This is a genomic window from Bartonella pachyuromydis, from assembly GCF_039543065.1.
Taxonomy (GTDB): Bacteria; Pseudomonadota; Alphaproteobacteria; order Rhizobiales; family Rhizobiaceae; genus Bartonella; species Bartonella pachyuromydis.
The window spans coordinates 186351-204400 of record NZ_BAABJA010000003.1 but is presented as its reverse complement, the minus strand read 5'-3'; the positions used below and the strand labels follow the sequence as shown (position 1 = coordinate 204400).

Sequence of the window (18050 nt, the reverse complement as noted above, 5' to 3'; positions counted from 1 at the left end):
ATGTTGCGATGGATGTTTCTCTGATTGTTCCGATAGCTATGGAAGAGAAACTTCGCTTTGCTATTCGTGAAGGTGGTCGTACTGTTGGTGCCGGTATCGTTTCTAAGATCATTGAGTAAATAATGGTTATTGAAAAACGCCTTTATTGTTAAGGCGTTTTGCATGACAGGGAAATAAAAGAGCATGAACAGTCAAAATATCCGCATTCGCTTGAAAGCATTTGATCACAGAATTCTTGATGCGTCGACACGTGAAATTGTGTCAACTGCTAAGCGTACTGGTGCGAATGTCCGTGGTCCTATTCCGCTTCCAACGCGGATTGAGAAGTTTACGGTCAATCGTGGGCCGCATATCGATAAGAAGAGCCGTGAGCAGTTTGAAATGCGCACACATAAGCGTCTTCTTGATATTGTTGATCCAACACCGCAAACAGTAGATGCTCTTATGAAGCTCGATCTTTCTGCTGGTGTGGATGTAGAAATTAAGCTCTGAGGTTTGAGGACAGAAGGAACAGACCCGATGCGTTCAGGTGTAATAGCACAGAAGCTGGGCATGACCCGTGTTTATAATGAAGCTGGTGAACATGTACCGGTAACGGTGCTTCGTTTGGAAAATTGTCAAGTTGTGGCTCAGCGTACAGTTGAAAAGAATGGTTATACTGCTGTTCAATTAGGTGTAGGCTTTGCCAAGGTAAAAAATACTTCGCGTGCTCTTCGTGGGCATTTTGCTAAGGCTTCTGTTGAGCCAAAAGCGAAAATAGCGGAATTTCGTGTAAGCCCCGACAATCTTCTTGATGTCGGTACTGAAATTACAGTAGAACATTTTGTTCCAGGGCAAAGAGTTGATGTGACAGGTACAAGTATTGGTAAAGGCTTTGCCGGTGTTATGAAGCGTCATAATTTTGGTGGGCATCGTGCTTCGCATGGTAACTCAATCACACATCGTGCGCATGGTTCAACGGGGCAGTGTCAAGATCCTGGTAAAGTGTTTAAAGGTAAGAAAATGGCTGGCCATATGGGGCAGGTCCGTGTAACAACGCAAAATATTGAGGTTGTTTCTACAGATATTGAGCGTGGTTTGATTTTAGTGCGTGGAGCTGTTTCTGGCTGTAAAGGCGCTTGGATTTTGGTTCGTGACGCGGTAAAGAAACCTCTTCCTGATAATGTGCCAAAGCCTGCAGGTATTCGTCATATTGCGAAGGAGAAAGCGGAAATGGTTACTCCGGTGGTGGAAACCTCTGAAGTTGAGGGAGCCGAATAATGGATCTTGTAATTAAAACCCTTGATGGGGATGAAGCTGGTAAGCTGAAGGTTTCTGAGGCTATTTTTGGTCTTGTTCCACGCGAAGACATTTTACAGCGCGTTGTTCGTTGGCAGTTGGCGCGTCGCCAACAGGGGACTCATCAAGCGCAAGGGCGCTCTGATGTGTCACGAACAGGAGCAAAGATGTTTAAACAAAAAGGAACTGGACGTGCTCGGCACTCATCTGCTCGTGCGCCGCAGTTTCGTGGTGGTGGTAAAGCACATGGTCCTGTAGTGCGTAGTCATGCGCATGATCTTCCTAAGAAAATTCGTGCGCTTGGATTACGGTTTGCTCTATCAGCAAAATTAAAAGCAAAAGATTTGATTGTTGTTGATGAGATGAGTATTAAAGATGCTAAAACCAAGATGCTTGTTTCTCGTTTTTCTAAGCTTGGTTTTGATAATGCGCTTTTAATTGGTGGTAAAGAGATAGATGTCCATTTTTCTCGGGCAGCATCTAATATTCCTAATATTGATATTTTGCCAATTCAAGGAATTAATGTTTATGATATTTTGCGTCGCAGCAAACTTGTTTTATCAAAAGCAGCTGTTGAGGCTCTTGAGGAGCGTTTTAAATGACAGATCTTCGCCATTATGATATAATTGTTAGTCCAGTTATTACTGAAAAGTCGACTATGATTTCTGAATATAATCAAGTTGCTTTTAATGTTGCGCCGAAAGCGACGAAGCCTGAAATTAAAGCTGCTGTTGAGGCGCTTTTTAACGTCAAAGTAAAAGCGGTTAATACGATAGTCCGTAAAGGTAAAGTGAAGCGTTTTAAGGGCATTGTTGGTCGGCAGAGTGATGTCAAGAAAGCGATCGTGACACTGGCGAATGGTCAGTCTATCGACGTTTCTACAGGTCTTTAAAGAGGCTCGGAGATAAAGATAATGGCACTTAAGCAGTTTAATCCAACTACGCCCGGGCAGCGTCAACTTGTTATTGTAGATCGTTCTTGCCTTTATAAGGGTAAGTCTGTAAAAACGCTGACTGAAGGTTTATCGTCAAAAGGTGGTCGTAATAATCGTGGTCGTGTTACGGCTCGTTTTCAGGGTGGTGGCCATAAGCGTAGCTATCGGTTTGTTGATTTTAAGCGTCTTAAACGCGATGTTTCTGCTAAAGTTGAGCGTTTAGAGTATGATCCAAATCGCACAGCTTTTATTGCACTTGTTCGCTATGAGGATGGGCAGTTAAGTTATATACTTGCACCACAGCGTCTTGGTGTTGGTGATTCTGTTATTGCTGGTTCGAATGTTGATGTTAAGCCAGGTAATGCTATGCCGCTTGGTGATATGCCAGTGGGTACGATTATTCATAATGTTGAAATGAAACCTGGAAAAGGTGGTCAGATCGCGCGTTCAGCGGGCACTTATGCGCAGCTTGTTGGGCGAGATCAAGGGATGGCTATTCTTCGTCTTAATTCTGGAGAGCAGCGTTTGGTGTCTAGCAGTTGTTTTGCTACTGTTGGTGCTGTTTCAAATCCTGATCATGGGAATATTAATGATGGTAAGGCTGGTCGTTCACGTTGGCGTGGTAAGCGTCCGCATGTTCGTGGTGTTGCTATGAATCCCGTTGATCATCCGCATGGTGGTGGTGAAGGACGTACATCAGGGGGGCGTCATCCAGTGTCTCCTTGGGGTAAGCCTACAAAGGGTAAGCGTACGCGCTCCAATAAATCCACCGATAAGTTTATTATGCGTACGCGTCATCAGCGCAAGAAGTGAGAAAGGTAGTCTGAAGTGGTTCGTTCAGTTTGGAAAGGTCCGTTTGTTGACGGCTATCTTCTTGGAAAAGCAGAAAAGGTCCGTGCGAGTGGGCGCAATGAAGTTATTAAAATATGGAGCCGTCGCTCTACTATTTTACCACAATTTGTTGGTTTAACTTTTGGTGTTTACAACGGCAATAAGCATATTCCTGTTTCTGTTTCTGAAGAGATGGTTGGACATAAGTTTGGTGAATTCGCTCCCACCCGGACTTATTATGGGCATGGTGCAGATAAGAAAGCGAAGAGGAAATAGGTGATGGGAAAAGCTAAGGTTCCGCGCCAGCTTAAAGAGAATGAGGCGAAAGCCGTTACTCGGACAATTCGTGTTAGTCCGCAAAAACTTAATTTGGTTGCTGCGATGATTCGTGGTAAGAGAGTTAACGTGGCGCTAGCTGATTTGACATTTTCACGTAAACGTATTGCTGGAACTGTGAAAAAAACGCTTGAATCAGCGATTGCAAATGCGGAAAATAACCATGATCTTGATATTGATTCGCTCATTGTTGCAGAAGCCTATGTCGGTAAGTCGATAGTGATGAAGCGTTTTCATGTTCGCGGTCGTGGACGTGCTAGTCGGATTGAACGTCCGTTTTCGCATCTTACTATTATTGTTCGTGAAATTACCGAGAAAGTGGAGGCCGCATAATGGGTCAGAAGATCAATCCAATAGGACTTCGTCTTGGAGTTAATCGGACTTGGGATTCCCGTTGGTATGCTGATAGTGGTGAATATGGACGTCTTCTTCATGAAGATTTGAAAATCCGTTTGTATGTGTTGGAAGAGTTAAAGCAGGCGGCTATTTCTAGGGTTATTATTGAACGTCCTCACAAGAAGTGTCGTGTGACGATTCATTCTGCGCGTCCTGGTCTTATTATTGGTAAAAAGGGTGCTGATATCGAAAAGCTTCGTCGTAAGCTTTCAGAAATGACGAATGCTGAGACTTCATTAAATATTGTTGAGATTCGTAAACCAGAAACAGATGCTGCAATTATTGCACAATCAATTGCTCAGCAGTTAGAGCGCCGTGTTGCTTTTCGGCGTGCAATGAAACGTGCGGTTCAATCAGCTATGCGTCTTGGAGCAGAAGGAATTCGTATTAATTGTTCTGGACGTCTTGGTGGAGCTGAAATCGCTCGTATGGAATGGTATCGTGAAGGTCGTGTTCCGCTTCATACCTTGCGTTCTGATGTTGATTACGGTACAGCAGAAGCTAAGACTGCTTATGGTATTTGTGGTGTTAAAGTTTGGGTCTTTAAAGGTGAAATTCTTGAGCATGATCCAATGGCTTCAGAGCGTCGTGCTACAGAAGTTGATCACTCTGGTTCTTCATCGAATCGTCGCCGCGAAAATGCTTAGTTTTTGTTATTGAACTAGAATTTGGAGTAGAGAGCAATGTTGCAGCCAAAGCGCACAAAGTTCCGTAAGCAGTTCAAAGGCCGTATTCACGGTTTTTCGAAGGGTGGTACGGATTTAAATTTCGGTGCTTACGGTCTGAAGGCTGTTGAGCCAGAACGGATTACTGCCCGCCAAATTGAAGCGGCGCGGCGTGCGATTACACGTTATATGAAACGTTCTGGTCGTGTGTGGATTCGTATTTTTCCGGATCTTCCAGTTACTTCTAAGCCTACAGAAGTTCGTATGGGTAAAGGTAAGGGAAGTGTAGACTATTGGGCGGTGCGTGTTGCGCCTGGGCGTATCATGTTTGAGCTTGATGGGATTTCTGAAGATGTGGCACGTGAAGCATTGAGGCTTGGTGCTGCGAAATTGCCTATAAAGACGCGTTTCATCCAGCGTATTGCTGAATAAAGAGGTTAAGCGATGAGAGCCACAGAATTACGGGCGCAAACGCTCGACCAAATGAAAGATGAATTGGCTAAGTTGAAGAAAGAGCAATTTAATTTGCGTTTTCAAAAAGCAACCGGTCAATTAGAAAAGACTGCACGTGTTAGACAGGTTCGTCGTGATATTGCACGTGTTAAAACTTTTCTTCGTCAGAAGATAAACGAAAGTAAGGTTTAAGGAAATTAGAGATGCCTAAACGCATTTTGCAGGGTGTTGTCGTTAGTGACAAGAGTGATAAGACTGTGGTTGTGAAAGTGGAGCGTCGTTATTCTCATCCACTTCTCAAAAAGACCGTTCGGCAGTCTAAAAAATATAAGGCGCATGACGAGAATAACCAGTTTAAGGTTGGAGATCAAATTTCTATTCAGGAATCTAGACCGATTTCGAAAGATAAACGTTGGATTGTTGTTAAAGGCAATGTGGCGTAGTGAGTTGAGTTCATTGTTTTAAAGTTTAACGGTGGTTTTCTTTCCGTTGTTAGATTTGAGACAATAACTTTATCGTTATTTGGCAGGCAAATCCGGATGTGTTAAGGACGTGACCGGATATAAATGTTAAGAGAAGGTGGCCAGTCATGATTCAGATGCAAACAAACCTCGACGTTGCCGATAATTCCGGTGCTCGTCGTGTCATGTGCATCAAGGTGTTAGGCGGTTCAAAGCGGAAATATGCTTCGGTCGGTGACATTATTGTTGTTTCGGTCAAGGATGCTATTCCTCGTGGCCGTGTTAAAAAAGGTGATGTGATGAAAGCTGTAGTGGTTCGTACTGCTAAGGATATTCGTCGCGCAGACGGTAGTGTCATTCGTTTTGATAGTAATGCTGCTGTTTTAGTGGATAATAAAAAAGAGCCGATCGGTACACGTATCTTTGGACCAGTTCCCCGCGAACTTCGTGGTAGGAATCATATGAAGATCATCTCGCTCGCTCCTGAAGTATTATAAGGGGAGAGTGTTATGCAGAAGATTCGAAAAGGTGATAAAGTTGTTGTTATATCCGGTAAGGATAAGGGATGTAGTGGTGAAGTCATTAAGGTGAATCCTAAGGAAAATAAAGCTTTTGTTCGTGGTGTTAATATGATTAAGCGTCATCAGCGTCAGACACAAAAGCAAGAAGCTGGAATTGTTTCTAAGGAGGCTCCGATTCATCTATCTAATTTGGCAATTGCTGATCCTAAAGATGGTAGGCCTACACGTGTAGGTTTTCGTATGAATGCAGATGGTAATAAGGTTCGTTTTGCCAAGCGTTCGGGAGAGTTGATTAATGGCTGAAGAAAAACAAACACCACGCATGAAGACACATTATTTTGAAGTGGTTCGTAAAGCGCTTCAAGAGAAGTTTCATTATAAAAATGCGATGCAAATTCCGCGGGTTGATAAAATTGTAGTTAATATGGGAATTGGTGAGGCTACGGCTGATTCTAAGAAACCATCTCTTGCTGCTGAGGATTTGGGGCTCATAACAGGTCAGAAGGCTGTTGTTACCCGTGCGCGTAATTCTATTGCAACTTTTAAGGTTCGTGAAGGAATGCCGCTTGGGGCTAAAGTTACATTGCGTAAAGATCGTATGTTTGAGTTTTTGGATCGTCTTGTTACGATTGCGCTTCCGCGGGTTCGTGACTTTCGTGGTTTAAACCCAAAAAGCTTTGATGGCCGTGGTAATTTTGCTATGGGTATTAAAGAGCACATTGTGTTTCCAGAAATCAATTATGATAAAGTTGATCAAATTTGGGGCATGGATATTATCGTTTGTACGACAGCGAAAACGGATGATGAGGCACGTGAATTGTTGCGTGCTTTTAATTTTCCTTTTCGTTCGTAACGGCAGATGTAGCGAGGTAAGATTATGGCCAAAGTAAGTGCCGTTGAGAAAAATAAGCGTCGTGAGGTGATGGTAAAGCGTTATGCTGCACGTCGTGCACGCTTGAAAGCAATTGTTATGGATCAGAAGCTTTCTCTTGAAGAGCGTTTTAAGGCTTCTGTTCAGTTGGCAGGGTTGCCACGTAATTCTGCAAAAGTTCGTGTTCGTAATCGTTGTGAGGTTTCAGGGCGTCCACGGGCTTATTATCGTAAATTAAAAATGTCGCGGATTGCATTGCGTGAACTTGGTTCTATCGGGCACATTCCGGGCATTGTTAAATCTAGTTGGTGAGAGGAGATTACTCAATGTCTATGTCAGATCCTCTTGGTGATATGTTGACGCGTATTCGTAATGCGCTTGGTCGTAAAAAAGGCAAGGTTGTTACGCCTGCTTCCAAACTTCGTGCACGCGTTCTCGATGTTCTTCAATCGGAAGGTTATATTCGCGGATATAATCAGGTCGATTTAGGTGATGGGAAGTCTGAAATTGAAATCGAGTTAAAATATTTTGAAGGTTCAGCAGCTATTCGTGATATTTCGCGTGTTTCAAAACCTGGTCGTCGTGTGTATGTTTCTGCTAAATCACTTCCTCAGGTGGCAAATGGTCTTGGTATTTCTATTTTATCAACTCCTAAAGGGGTGATGGCCGATCATGAAGCGCGTGAACAGAATGTCGGTGGAGAGCTCCTTTGTCGTGTTTTCTAAGTTATGTCCAAGAAAACAGAAGAAAAGTAGGTTAGAACAATGTCTCGTATTGGAAAAAAGCCCATTTCAATTCCTTCTGGAGTTACCGCAACTGTTGAAGGACAGCTTGTTAAAGCGAAAGGTCCGAAAGGTGAGCTGAGTTACGTCGTGAATGATGAGGTCTTAGTGAAACTTGAGGATAATGTTATATCGGTCTCCCCACGGGATCAATCAAAAGATGCACGTTCTAAATGGGGGATGTCGCGTTCAATGATTGAAAATATTTTTTGTGGTGTGAAGGACGGTTTTGAAAAGAGATTGGAAATTAATGGTGTTGGTTATCGTGCTGCTTTGCAGGGTAAGGATGTCCAATTATCATTAGGCTTTTCGCATGATGTGGTTTATAAAGTACCATCAGGTGTTACTGTAACTGTTCCTAAGCCTACGGAAATTGTTGTTTCTGGAATCGATAAACAGCAAGTTGGGCAAGTTGCAGCTGAGATTCGTGAATATCGTAGACCTGAACCTTATAAAGGTAAAGGTGTTAAGCATGCAGATGAGCATATCTTCCGTAAAGAAGGTAAAAAGAAGTAAGGATTTTGTATTATGGCTTCATCTAAGGACATTATCCAGCGTCGTGCGCAACGTGTTCGTCGTAGAATTAAAATGGTTTCTAGTGATCGTCCACGGCTTAGTGTTTACCGTTCAAATCAAAATATCTATGCTCAAATTATTGATGATTTGCGTGGATGTACGCTTGTTTCGGCATCTACCCTTGATAATGGTTTAAAAAAATCGTTAAAAAGTGGTGCTGATAAAGAGGCAGCTTTCGCTGTTGGTAAATTGATTGCTGAACGTGCAAAAAAAGCTGGTGTTCATGAGGTGGTTTTTGATCGTGGAGCATATGTTTACCATGGTAGAGTAAAAGCTTTGGCTGAGGCAGCACGTGAAGGTGGTTTAAGCTTCTAAAGTGTTTTGTTTGAAGATGATGGTAAAAGGATTTTAGGGTGTTTCGTGTGAGTTCCTCTCTTTTGATGGTGGAACTTTGTTGGCGTGCTTCCGGAAAAGAAAAAGGAATGAGGAATGGCACAGAAAGAACGTAATGAGCGCGATGAACGTGAGAGTGAATTTGTCGATCGGCTTGTTCATATCAATCGTGTTGCTAAAGTTGTAAAGGGTGGTCGGCGTTTTGGTTTTGCCGCTCTTGTTGTTGTTGGAGATCAGAAAGGGCGTGTAGGCTTTGGTCATGGTAAGGCGCGTGAAGTGCCAGAAGCTGTTCGTAAAGCTACGGAAGCTGCAAAGCGAGGAATGATTTATGTTCCGCTTCGGTCTGGGCGTACATTACATCATGATCTTGAAGGTCGTCACGGGGCTGGTCGTGTTTTGTTGCGTTCGGCTTCTGCTGGTACCGGTATTATTGCTGGTGGTCCAATGCGTGCAATTTTTGAAACTCTTGGTATGCAGGATGTTGTGGCAAAGTCACTTGGTTCATCTAATCCTTATAATATGGTTCGTGCAACATTTGATGCATTGAAACGGCAGATGCACCCTAGGGATATTGCTGCTCAACGTGGTATAAAATATTCAACTTTGCAGGCGCGTCGTCGGCATTTAGTTGATGTAGAAGGATAGTTTCTGAGATTATCAGAGAAGGAATTAGAAAATGGTTCAGAAAAAATCTCAGAGTGGTAAGACTGTGACTATAGAACAAATTGGAAGTCCAATTCGGAATTCACAGATTCAGCGTGCAACCTTGAAAGGGCTTGGATTGAATAAAATGCGGCGCCGGCGTGTTTTAGAAGATACCCTTTGTGTTCGGGGTATGATCGCTAAGGTTCGCCATCTTGTTCGTGTTATAGATGAAGGTTAAAGGTTGCGGGAGTATAAAATTATGAAACTCAATGAATTACGTGATCGTGAAGGCGCAACAAGAGCTCGTAAACGTGTTGGGCGTGGTATCGGTTCTGGTACTGGTAAAACTGGTGGTCGTGGTGTAAAAGGGCAAAAATCGCGTTCTGGTGTTTCGCTTAATGGTTTTGAAGGTGGACAAATGCCTATCTATCGCCGCTTACCAAAGCGTGGCTTTAGAAACTTTTTTTCTAAAGCTTATAATGAAGTTTCGCTGGGACGTATTCAGTTGGCGGTTGATGCGGGTAAATTGAATGCTGAAAAGCCTATTGATATTATTGCTCTAAAAGAGGCTGGTATTATTCGTCGTATGAAAGATGGTGTGCGTCTTCTTTCTGATGGTGAATTAAAAGCGAAAATTATAGTTCATGTTTCTGGTACTTCTGAAGCAGCTCGTATTAAGATTGAAAAAGTAGGTGGTCAGGTGATTTTTCCTGAGCCTGTTCGGTAAATTTTTAGTATAAATGATATTCTAAAGGGGGGATTCATTTACGAATATCTTCTGTGGAGGGTTGTTTGAGTTTTACATTTGTTTATGTATAACGATATGAATTTTTAGAGTTATGCTTCTGTGATTTTAAGAACTGGAGTGTGGACTGGAGACTTTTTATGGCATCAGCAGCAGAGCAATTTGCTTCCAATATAAACTTTGGTACTTTCTCACGTGCAACGGAATTAAAAAAACGCATTTGGTTTACTCTATCTGCGCTTCTTGTTTATCGATTTGGTACTTATATTTCTCTTCCTGGTATTAATATTGATGCTTTACGGCAGACATTTGAACATCATGCGTCTGGTGTTTTAGGGTTGTTTAATATGTTTGCGGGGGGTGCTGTTGGGCGTATGGCAATTTTTGCCTTAGGAATTATGCCTTATATATCAGCATCAATTATTGTGCAATTACTCACTTCAGTTATTCCTTCTTTGGAAACTCTTAAAAAAGAGGGTGAAGTAGGTCGTAAGGTTATTAATCAATACACGCGATATGTCACGGTTATTTTGGCGATTCTACAAGCATTTGGTATCGCAGTTGCACTTGAAACTGGTATAGGAACAGGATTGCAGATAGTTGTAGAGCCAGGGCTTATGTTCCGTATTTCTTCCGTTATTACCCTTGTTGGTGGAACAATGTTTCTCATGTGGCTTGGTGAGCAAATTACGTCGCGCGGTGTTGGTAATGGGGTTTCTCTCATTATTTTTACAGGGATTGTGGCTAATCTCCCTTCTACTTTTGCGCAACTTTTAACTGCTCATAGTCAAGCTGATTTATCAACTTTTCTATTGATAGGAATCTTTTTCATTGCGATTTTTGTTATAGCCGTTATTGTTTTTATAGAACGTGCCCAGCGGCGAATTCTTATTCAATACCCAAAACGTCAAATTGGTAATCAGATTTTTCAAGGCGACATGTCACATCTTCCTTTGAAGTTGAATACTGCGGGTGTTATTCCACCAATTTTCGCTTCATCTTTGTTATTATTGCCTGCGACGATTAATAATTTTTCTGACAAAATGCCACAGTGGATGCAGGCTGTTTCTTATTCTCTTAGTCATGGACAGCCACTTTATATGATTGTTTATGCACTTTTGATGGCGTTTTTTTGTTTTTTTTATACGGCTATTGTGTTTAATCCAAGTGATACAGCCGATCAGTTGAAAAAACATTCTGGTTTTATTCCAGGAATTCGTCCTGGAGAGCGTACAGCTGAATATATTGATTATGTTTTGACGCGTATTACTGTTGTGGGGGCGATTTATATTATTTTGGTTTGTTTGTTGCCTGAATTTATGATATCTGCTCTACAGGTTCCTTTTTATCTTGGAGGAACTTCTTTGTTGATTGTTGTTACTGTTACGCTTGATACAGTCGCTCAAATTCAGGGACATCTCGTTGCACACCAATATGAAGGATTGATTAAAAAGTCAAAACTTCGTGGAGGTAAAAAGAATCGATGAGAGTTATTCTTTTAGGTCCGCCTGGAGCAGGTAAAGGTACACAAGCTAAAATGTTGGCTGAGACCTATGATGTTCCTCAGTTGTCAACAGGTGATATGTTGCGTGAGGCTATTTCCAAAGAGACAGAAATTGGTAAAAAAGCTAAAACCATTATAAGCTCTGGTGCTTTGGTGTCTGATAGCATTGTTAACCAAATTGTCTCGGAGCGAATTGATGAAAGTGATTGTGTAAACGGTTTTGTTTTGGATGGGTATCCACGGACTGTAGGACAGGCAGAATCGTTGCAGCAGATTTTACAATTAAAAAATATGCATCTTGATGCTGTTATTGAGTTGCGTGTTGATGAAGGTGCGTTAATTGAACGCATGAAAAGACGCGTTTCGGAATCAATAGCTGCTGGTGGGTTGGTTCGTTCAGATGATAATCCTGTTGCTTTTGCAAAGCGATTAGTAGAATATCGTGAAAAAACGGCGCCTCTATCAGAATTTTATTCAGAAAGAGGATTATTGAAGGTGGTTGATGGGATGATGGATATTACCGAGGTATCACGTGTGATTAGAAATTGCCTGCAATAATCCGCGATAAAGAGATTCTTATTAGAAATAAATGAAAGGTGTTGACTTTTTTAGTAAAATCTATCAAAAGCAACTTTAATTTATTTCAATAAAATATAGGATTCGGAGTATGTTTGTGCCGGATCGTTTTTCTGTAAGGTACATTGGGTATTTTATGGTTAGTTGTCAATATAATCAAGGAGAGTAGGCGTGGCTCGTATTGCTGGCGTCAATATCCCGACAAATAAGCGTGTAATTGTTGCGCTTCAATATATCCACGGGATTGGACCAAAATTTGCTCAAGAAATTATTAAAAAAGTTGGTATTCCTGTAGGGCGTCGTGTACATGAACTTTCGGATGCGGAAGTTCTGCAAATTCGTGAAGCGATAGATCAAGGTTATCAGGTTGAAGGTGATCTTCGTCGTGAGGTTGCTATGAATGTTAAGCGTTTGATGGACCTTGGTTGTTACCGTGGTTTGCGTCATCGTCGTTCTTTGCCTGTTCGTGGACAGCGTACGCATACGAATGCACGTACGCGCAAGGGGCCAGCTAAGGCGATTGCTGGTAAGAAAAAGTAGAATTCTTTTTTGGGAGAAAGATTTTTATTTTTATATTATGTTCCTTGTTAAAGTTTTTTAACAAGGGCAAGGTGGGTGGAGCTGCTGGTGTTACGGCAGTGAAGAGATCATTGAAAGGAAGACTATGGCCAAGGAAGCCACACGTGTTCGTCGTCGCGAACGTAAAAATATTTCATCAGGCGTTGTGCATATCAATTCAACATTTAATAATACAATGATTACCATTACTGATGCTCAGGGAAATACAATTGCTTGGTCATCTGCTGGAGCACAGGGGTTTAAAGGTTCACGAAAATCTACGCCGTTTGCTGCTCAGGTTGCTGCAGAGGATTGTGCTAGAAAAGCTCAAGAACATGGTATGCGCTCGTTGGAAGTTGAAGTTTGTGGTCCTGGTTCAGGTCGCGAGTCCGCTTTGCGTGCATTGCAATCTGTTGGTTTTGTCATTACTTCCATTCGTGATGTAACACCAATTCCTCATAATGGATGTCGCCCGAGAAAAAGACGGCGTGTTTAATTGGGTGTTGTTTTTTGTTATCAGAGGCTTCTCTGATGTTCACATTGGCCGTTACGATTGAATGGTAGCGGAAGTAAAGAACGGGAATGAAAATATGATCCAGAAAAACTGGCAGGAACTGATTAAACCCAATAAGATTGAGTTTTGTGCACATGATACTCCAAATGTTTGGAGCTTGGTTGCTGAACCTCTTGAACGTGGTTTTGGCTTAACATTGGGTAATGCGCTTCGTCGTGTGTTATTATCATCACTTCGTGGTGCCGCAATTACTGCTGTGCAGATTGATGGTGTGTTGCACGAATTTTCATCAATTCCAGGTGTTCGCGAAGATGTTACAGATATTATTCTTAATATCAAAGAAATTGCGCTTCGTATGGAAGATGAGGGACCTAAACGGGTCGTTATTTGTAAAGAGGGTCCTGGTATTGTGAAGGCTGGAGATATCAGCACAGTTGGAGATATGGAAATTCTCAATCCAGAGCATGTTATTTGCACTCTTGATGAGGATGCTGAAATTCGTATGGAATTTATTGTCAATACAGGGAAAGGCTATGTTCCATCGGATCGTAATTGTGCTGATGATGGGCGAATAGGCCTTATTCCAGTTGATAGTCTTTATTCGCCAATTCGTAAAGTCTCCTATAAGGTAGAGAATACGCGTGAGGGGCAAGTTCTCGACTATGATAAATTAACGCTCACAATTGAAACAAATGGTGCGGTTAATGGGGAGGATGCTGTTGCTTTTGCAGCGCGTATTCTTCAGGATCAATTGTCGTTGTTTGTTAATTTTGTGGAGCCGCAAAAGGAAACTGTTGAAGAGTCTGATTCGGAGCTTGCTTTTAATCCTGCTCTCCTTAAGAAAGTGGATGAATTAGAGCTCTCAGTTCGTTCAGCAAATTGTCTTAAAAATGATAATATCGTCTATATTGGTGATCTTATCCAGAAGACAGAAGCGGAAATGCTTCGGACACCGAATTTTGGACGTAAGTCGTTAAATGAGATTAAAGAAGTTTTGGCCTGTATGGGATTGCATCTTGGTATGGAAGTTTCTGCATGGCCGCCTGAAAACATTGATGATCTTGCAAAACGCTACGAAGATCAATATTAAAATTTAAGGAGAAGGTTCATGCGCCATAGTAAGTCAGGCCGTAAGTTGAATCGGACTGCTAGTCACCGTAAAGCGATGTTTGCTAATATGGCGGTTTCGCTGATCGAGCATGAGCAAATTGTGACAACGCTTCCAAAGGCTAAAGAAGTTCGTCCTATTGTTGAAAAGTTAGTGACGCTGGGTAAACGTGGAGGTTTGCATGCACGTCGGCAGGCAATTGCAGCCCTTCGTGATGCGGGAAAAGTTACAAAGTTATTTGATACGCTTGCGCCCCGATATGCAGCACGAAATGGTGGATATTTGCGTATTATGAAGGCGGGTTTTCGTACCGGTGATAATGCTCCAATGGCTGTTATAGAGTTTGTTGATCGTGATATTGATGCAAAAGGGGCTATAGATCGTATGCGTACAGAAAATGATGCAAATCAGAAAGAAACTTCTTCATAAAGATAAAGTTTTTTGTTGAATTTTGGGAGACCGCCTTTCTAGGCGGTTTTTTTTATAAGCATTTGGGAATTTATTTTATTTAATAAATAAATATGAAAAAATATCACAATATATTGAATTTGTTGTTTTTTATAATATTTGTGACTTAAATAGTTGTTTTTCTTTTTGATTGTAAATATTAATAAAGAAATCTCGAGTTTATGAAGGATGAGAAAGCATCTTATCCTCTTAATATTTAAAGAGTTAATTATTTTAGGAGTGCGTAATGAAGTATTCTTTTTTAGCGTGGCTTTTTTTTGCTATTATAGCACAAATATCATTGCCTTGTGCTTATGCTCAAATTCCCCAAACACAAAAAGAAATTACACTTTCATTTGCTCCTTTAGTAAAAAAAACTATTCCATCTGTTGTGAATATTTATGCCGCTCGACAAATTAGAGCGCGTTCACCTTTTGCCGGTGATCCATTTTTTGAGCAATTTTTTGGTCGTTTTCAAAATAATTTTCCTGTACGCAAGCAATCTTCATTAGGGTCTGGAGTAATTGTTGACGCACGTGGTTTGGTTGTTACAAATTATCATGTCATTAAGGATGCAAGTGAAATTAAAATTGCTCTTTCTGATGGGCGGGAATTTGAAAGTAAGGTTGTGTTAAAAGATGAAGCAACAGATATTGCGGTGCTTGAAATTGATGCAAAGGATGCACAGTTTCCTGTTCTCCCTTTAGGAGATTCTGATGTTGTTGAAGTTGGTGACCTTGTTTTAGCGATTGGTAATCCTTTTGGTGTTGGTCAAACGGTTACCAGTGGCATTGTTTCAGCACAAGCGCGTACACGTGTTGGTATTTCTGATTTTGACTTTTTTATTCAAACGGATGCTGCCATTAATCCAGGAAATTCTGGCGGAGCGTTGATTGATATGAAAGGAGAGTTAATAGGGATTAATACGGCTATTTATTCGCGTTCAGGTGGCTCTGTGGGGATTGGTTTTGCTATACCAGTAAATCTTGTAAAAGTGATGCTTTCTACTGTTAAACGTGGCGGGAAGTATTTTGTGCCGCCTTATATTGGTGCATCTTTTCAAAATGTTACACCTGATATCGCTGGTGGTTTAGGTTTAGAACGTCCTTATGGTGCTCTTGTTATTGAAGTTGTCAAGGATAGTCCTGCTGCAAAGGCTGGTTTAAAAGTGGGTGATGTTATTTTGAATGTGCAAGGGATGCGGGTTGATAGTCCAGATGCTCTTGGATATCGTTTGATGACATCTGGTGTTGGGCATAGCCTTGTTTTAGAGTATTTACGAAATGGAAAAATTTTAAAGACGCAAATAACTGTTGCATCAATACCAGAAACGGCATTTTCAAAATCTGAAAAGATTACGGGTGATGGTCCTCTTTCTGGTGCTGAAGTATTAGATTTAACACCGCAAAATAGTCGACATTTTCATCTTCCTATATCTGCAAGAGGTGTTGTGATTACCGATATTGATGAGGCGAGCAATGCTGCTGGAATTTTTCGTCTAGGAGATATCTTACGTGCTGTTAATGGTCATAAAATTCAAACGGTCAGTCAGTTAAAAAAGATTATTATGCAAAGTCGCGCCAATATGTGGCAATTGGAATATGAACGTGATGGCATGTATATTCGCCAATTTATTCGCTGAGGTTTTTTTTGAATAAAGATTTTTTTGCTTCGTCTTCTGATCTCCAAGTTCAAAAAAAGCGGCCGCTTGCAGAAAGAATGCGTCCTCGTTCTCTTCATGATGTTGTTGGACAAAATCATTTGCTTGGAGAGAAGGGGGTGCTTTCGCGTATGCTGGCAGCTGGTTGCGTGAGTTCTATGATTTTTTGGGGACCTCCAGGAACAGGGAAAACAACGATTGCACGCTTGTTAGCACTTGAAACAAATTTCGCTTTTGAGCAAGTTTCTGCTATTTTTACTGGAGTTTCTGAGCTTAAAAAAATTTTTGAAGTTGCTCAAGCACGTTTTATGTCTGGATGTCAAACACTTCTCTTTGTTGATGAGATCCATCGCTTTAATCGTGCGCAGCAGGATAGTTTCCTTCCTGTTATGGAAGATGGTACTATCATTCTTATAGGGGCAACGACACAGAATCCTTCTTTTGAACTTAATGCTGCTCTTCTTTCTCGTGCTCATGTTTTGAAATTTCTTGCACATGATCATGAAACTTTGGGCATGCTTTTAAAACGCGCTGAAGAAGTGGAAGGAAAGCTTCTTCCGGTGAGTGATGAAGCTCGAGATATTTTGATAAGAATATCTGATGGAGATGCACGGGCAGCGTTAACATTGGCAGAAGAAGTGTGGTCTGTTGCACGAGAGGGGGAGACATTTGATGCTGTCGTTTTGCAAGAAATTATTCAGCGTCGTGCACCGATTTATGATAAAGGGCAGGAAGGACACTATAATCTCATTTCAGCGTTACATAAATCCGTTCGGGGATCTGATCCTGATGCTGCACTTTATTATTTAGCACGTATGTTTGATGCTGGTGAAGATCCTCTCTATATTGGGAGAAGATTGGTTCGTATGGCTGTGGAAGATGTTGGTTTAGCTGATCCGCAAGCTCTTGTCATTTGTAATGCAGCAAAAGATGCTTATGATTATCTAGGCTCACCAGAAGGAGAGCTCGCTTTGGTGCAAGCATGTCTTTATGTTGCAACTGCACCAAAATCAAATGCAACATATCTCGCCTATAAGGCAGCGATGCAGTGTGCACGCAAAAATGGTTCTTTGCCTCCTCCTAAACATATTCTTAATGCGCCTACAAAATTTATGAAGGAAGAAGGATATGGGCATGGTTATCGTTATGACCATGATGAACCAGATGCTTTTTCAGGGCAGGAATATTTTCCTGAAAAACTTGCGCGTCAAAACTATTATCAACCTGTTGAGCGTGGTTTTGAACGTGAGATTGCTAAGCGTCTTGAGTGGTGGAAAAAATTGCGCCAAAAACGAGCCAATCAAACATGACATTTCAATTGAGATAAGATTTTTATGCAGACTGAACTTATTTCACATTAGTGATATGATGAGAATTCTATAATAGTCTAAGCGATATTTTAAATACACATTATTCTCTTAAAGAGTAAAAAAATCATATACGCTTAAAATACAGATTTAGAAATATCCCGCTTTCATTCATGAGCTGCTTTGTATTGATGATTTGAGTGATATGTGATGTACAGCAGTTTTTATTGATAATGCATTTTGGGGTTGTCAGAGTGGGGGATTGATGAAGGGATAGGGAGCTTTTAAAAGTGCTTACACAAGAGGCATGAGAGTGGTTGTGTGTAAAGCAGTGTATTTAAATTGCTTCTTTTCTAGAAGAAAGATATAAACGTACTGAATTTTTCTCCTTTATGGGAAAGTATTTTATTGAAAGCTCTTTTGTGTCATAAGATTAAAGGATAGCAAATTCTTTTTGTCTTGATAGTGGGATGTTGTGGACGCAATGTGAGGATAGAAATGAAATAGTCTGTGAACATTTAAACTCAAGACTTTAGTTAAGTTAAAATA

At 41.2% G+C, this 18050-nt stretch carries 30 protein-coding genes; all 30 read left to right on the top strand.

Annotated features, from left to right (window positions below):
• Positions 1–119 (top strand): EF-Tu C-terminal domain-related protein (locus ABD917_RS03930; protein WP_208436598.1); only part of this gene is annotated, 119 nt, incomplete at its 5' end.
• 64 nt (positions 120–183) lie between these two features.
• Entirely contained in the window at positions 184–492 is a 309-nt protein-coding gene (gene rpsJ, locus ABD917_RS03925) for a 30S ribosomal protein S10 (RefSeq protein ID WP_004855744.1), read from the top strand.
• 27 nt (positions 493–519) lie between these two features.
• The gene (gene rplC, locus ABD917_RS03920) at positions 520–1260 is read left to right on the top strand and encodes a 50S ribosomal protein L3 (protein ID WP_345118790.1); all 741 of its coding nucleotides are present in this window, start codon (positions 520–522) and stop codon (positions 1258–1260) included.
• Positions 1260–1880 carry a 50S ribosomal protein L4 gene (rplD, locus tag ABD917_RS03915; RefSeq protein ID WP_345118789.1) on the top strand — a complete coding sequence of 207 codons (621 nt, stop codon included), beginning with the start codon at positions 1260–1262 and terminating at the stop codon, positions 1878–1880. The genes rplC and rplD overlap by 1 nt, the downstream gene beginning before the upstream one ends.
• Positions 1877–2170, top strand: a complete 294-nt coding sequence (locus tag ABD917_RS03910) for a 50S ribosomal protein L23 (RefSeq protein ID WP_345118788.1) — start codon at positions 1877–1879, stop codon at positions 2168–2170. Before rplD ends, ABD917_RS03910 begins: the two co-directional genes overlap by 4 nt.
• A gap of 21 nt (positions 2171–2191) precedes the next feature.
• Positions 2192–3025 (top strand): 50S ribosomal protein L2, encoded by an 834-nt coding sequence (gene rplB / locus ABD917_RS03905; RefSeq protein ID WP_345118787.1) that lies wholly within the window; start codon positions 2192–2194, stop codon positions 3023–3025.
• 15 nt (positions 3026–3040) lie between these two features.
• Positions 3041–3319 (top strand): 30S ribosomal protein S19, encoded by a 279-nt coding sequence (gene rpsS / locus ABD917_RS03900; RefSeq protein WP_004855734.1) that lies wholly within the window; start codon positions 3041–3043, stop codon positions 3317–3319.
• A 3-nt stretch (positions 3320–3322) separates the two neighbouring features.
• Positions 3323–3712, top strand: a complete 390-nt coding sequence (rplV, locus tag ABD917_RS03895) for a 50S ribosomal protein L22 (RefSeq protein WP_345118785.1) — start codon at positions 3323–3325, stop codon at positions 3710–3712.
• Entirely contained in the window at positions 3712–4422 is a 711-nt protein-coding gene (gene rpsC / locus ABD917_RS03890; protein ID WP_345118784.1) for a 30S ribosomal protein S3, read from the top strand. Before rplV ends, rpsC begins: the two co-directional genes overlap by 1 nt.
• 36 nt (positions 4423–4458) lie before the next feature.
• The gene (gene rplP, locus ABD917_RS03885; RefSeq protein ID WP_345118782.1) at positions 4459–4872 is read left to right on the top strand and encodes a 50S ribosomal protein L16; all 414 of its coding nucleotides are present in this window, start codon (positions 4459–4461) and stop codon (positions 4870–4872) included.
• A 12-nt stretch (positions 4873–4884) separates the two neighbouring features.
• On the top strand, positions 4885–5085 hold the full coding sequence (gene rpmC, locus ABD917_RS03880; RefSeq protein WP_010705113.1) for a 50S ribosomal protein L29: 201 nt from the start codon (positions 4885–4887) through the stop codon (positions 5083–5085).
• 11 nt (positions 5086–5096) lie between these two features.
• The gene (rpsQ, locus tag ABD917_RS03875) at positions 5097–5336 is read left to right on the top strand and encodes a 30S ribosomal protein S17 (protein WP_345118781.1); all 240 of its coding nucleotides are present in this window, start codon (positions 5097–5099) and stop codon (positions 5334–5336) included.
• A 146-nt stretch (positions 5337–5482) separates the two neighbouring features.
• The gene (rplN, locus tag ABD917_RS03870) at positions 5483–5851 is read left to right on the top strand and encodes a 50S ribosomal protein L14 (protein WP_004855715.1); all 369 of its coding nucleotides are present in this window, start codon (positions 5483–5485) and stop codon (positions 5849–5851) included.
• Positions 5852–5863: 12 nt separating this feature from the next.
• The gene (gene rplX / locus ABD917_RS03865; protein ID WP_345118780.1) at positions 5864–6178 is read left to right on the top strand and encodes a 50S ribosomal protein L24; all 315 of its coding nucleotides are present in this window, start codon (positions 5864–5866) and stop codon (positions 6176–6178) included.
• Positions 6171–6728: a 50S ribosomal protein L5 gene (gene rplE, locus ABD917_RS03860; protein ID WP_345118779.1), complete on the top strand. Its 558-nt coding sequence runs from the start codon at positions 6171–6173 to the stop codon at positions 6726–6728. The genes rplX and rplE overlap by 8 nt, the downstream gene beginning before the upstream one ends.
• A gap of 24 nt (positions 6729–6752) precedes the next feature.
• Positions 6753–7058, top strand: coding sequence for a 30S ribosomal protein S14 (rpsN, locus tag ABD917_RS03855; protein ID WP_345118778.1), 306 nt, complete (start codon positions 6753–6755; stop codon positions 7056–7058).
• A 14-nt stretch (positions 7059–7072) separates the two neighbouring features.
• On the top strand, positions 7073–7471 hold the full coding sequence (gene rpsH / locus ABD917_RS03850; protein WP_345118777.1) for a 30S ribosomal protein S8: 399 nt from the start codon (positions 7073–7075) through the stop codon (positions 7469–7471).
• A gap of 39 nt (positions 7472–7510) precedes the next feature.
• Positions 7511–8044, top strand: a complete 534-nt coding sequence (gene rplF, locus ABD917_RS03845) for a 50S ribosomal protein L6 (RefSeq protein WP_345118776.1) — start codon at positions 7511–7513, stop codon at positions 8042–8044.
• Positions 8045–8056: 12 nt separating this feature from the next.
• A complete protein-coding gene (gene rplR / locus ABD917_RS03840; protein WP_345118775.1) occupies positions 8057–8419 on the top strand; it encodes a 50S ribosomal protein L18 in 363 nt (120 codons plus the stop codon).
• Between the two features lie 114 nt (positions 8420–8533).
• Positions 8534–9082, top strand: coding sequence for a 30S ribosomal protein S5 (gene rpsE, locus ABD917_RS03835; protein ID WP_345118774.1), 549 nt, complete (start codon positions 8534–8536; stop codon positions 9080–9082).
• 31 nt (positions 9083–9113) lie between these two features.
• Positions 9114–9320 (top strand): 50S ribosomal protein L30, encoded by a 207-nt coding sequence (rpmD, locus tag ABD917_RS03830; protein WP_345118773.1) that lies wholly within the window; start codon positions 9114–9116, stop codon positions 9318–9320.
• A gap of 21 nt (positions 9321–9341) precedes the next feature.
• On the top strand, positions 9342–9809 hold the full coding sequence (gene rplO / locus ABD917_RS03825) for a 50S ribosomal protein L15 (RefSeq protein ID WP_345118772.1): 468 nt from the start codon (positions 9342–9344) through the stop codon (positions 9807–9809).
• A gap of 158 nt (positions 9810–9967) precedes the next feature.
• Positions 9968–11314, top strand: coding sequence for a preprotein translocase subunit SecY (gene secY / locus ABD917_RS03820; protein WP_345118771.1), 1347 nt, complete (start codon positions 9968–9970; stop codon positions 11312–11314).
• On the top strand, positions 11311–11889 hold the full coding sequence (locus tag ABD917_RS03815; RefSeq protein ID WP_345118770.1) for an adenylate kinase: 579 nt from the start codon (positions 11311–11313) through the stop codon (positions 11887–11889). The genes secY and ABD917_RS03815 overlap by 4 nt, the downstream gene beginning before the upstream one ends.
• A 189-nt stretch (positions 11890–12078) precedes the next feature.
• Positions 12079–12447 carry a 30S ribosomal protein S13 gene (gene rpsM, locus ABD917_RS03810; RefSeq protein WP_345118769.1) on the top strand — a complete coding sequence of 123 codons (369 nt, stop codon included), beginning with the start codon at positions 12079–12081 and terminating at the stop codon, positions 12445–12447.
• Positions 12448–12571: 124 nt separating this feature from the next.
• Positions 12572–12961: a 30S ribosomal protein S11 gene (gene rpsK, locus ABD917_RS03805; protein ID WP_005865097.1), complete on the top strand. Its 390-nt coding sequence runs from the start codon at positions 12572–12574 to the stop codon at positions 12959–12961.
• Positions 12962–13055: 94 nt separating this feature from the next.
• On the top strand, positions 13056–14069 hold the full coding sequence (locus ABD917_RS03800; RefSeq protein ID WP_345118768.1) for a DNA-directed RNA polymerase subunit alpha: 1014 nt from the start codon (positions 13056–13058) through the stop codon (positions 14067–14069).
• An 18-nt stretch (positions 14070–14087) separates the two neighbouring features.
• Complete coding sequence (gene rplQ / locus ABD917_RS03795) at positions 14088–14516, top strand: 50S ribosomal protein L17 (protein WP_345118767.1); 429 nt, start codon at positions 14088–14090, stop codon at positions 14514–14516.
• A gap of 265 nt (positions 14517–14781) precedes the next feature.
• Positions 14782–16176: a DegQ family serine endoprotease gene (locus ABD917_RS03790; protein ID WP_345118766.1), complete on the top strand. Its 1395-nt coding sequence runs from the start codon at positions 14782–14784 to the stop codon at positions 16174–16176.
• An 8-nt stretch (positions 16177–16184) separates the two neighbouring features.
• On the top strand, positions 16185–17504 hold the full coding sequence (locus tag ABD917_RS03785) for a replication-associated recombination protein A (RefSeq protein WP_345118765.1): 1320 nt from the start codon (positions 16185–16187) through the stop codon (positions 17502–17504).
• Positions 17505–18050: the final 546 nt, after the last annotated feature.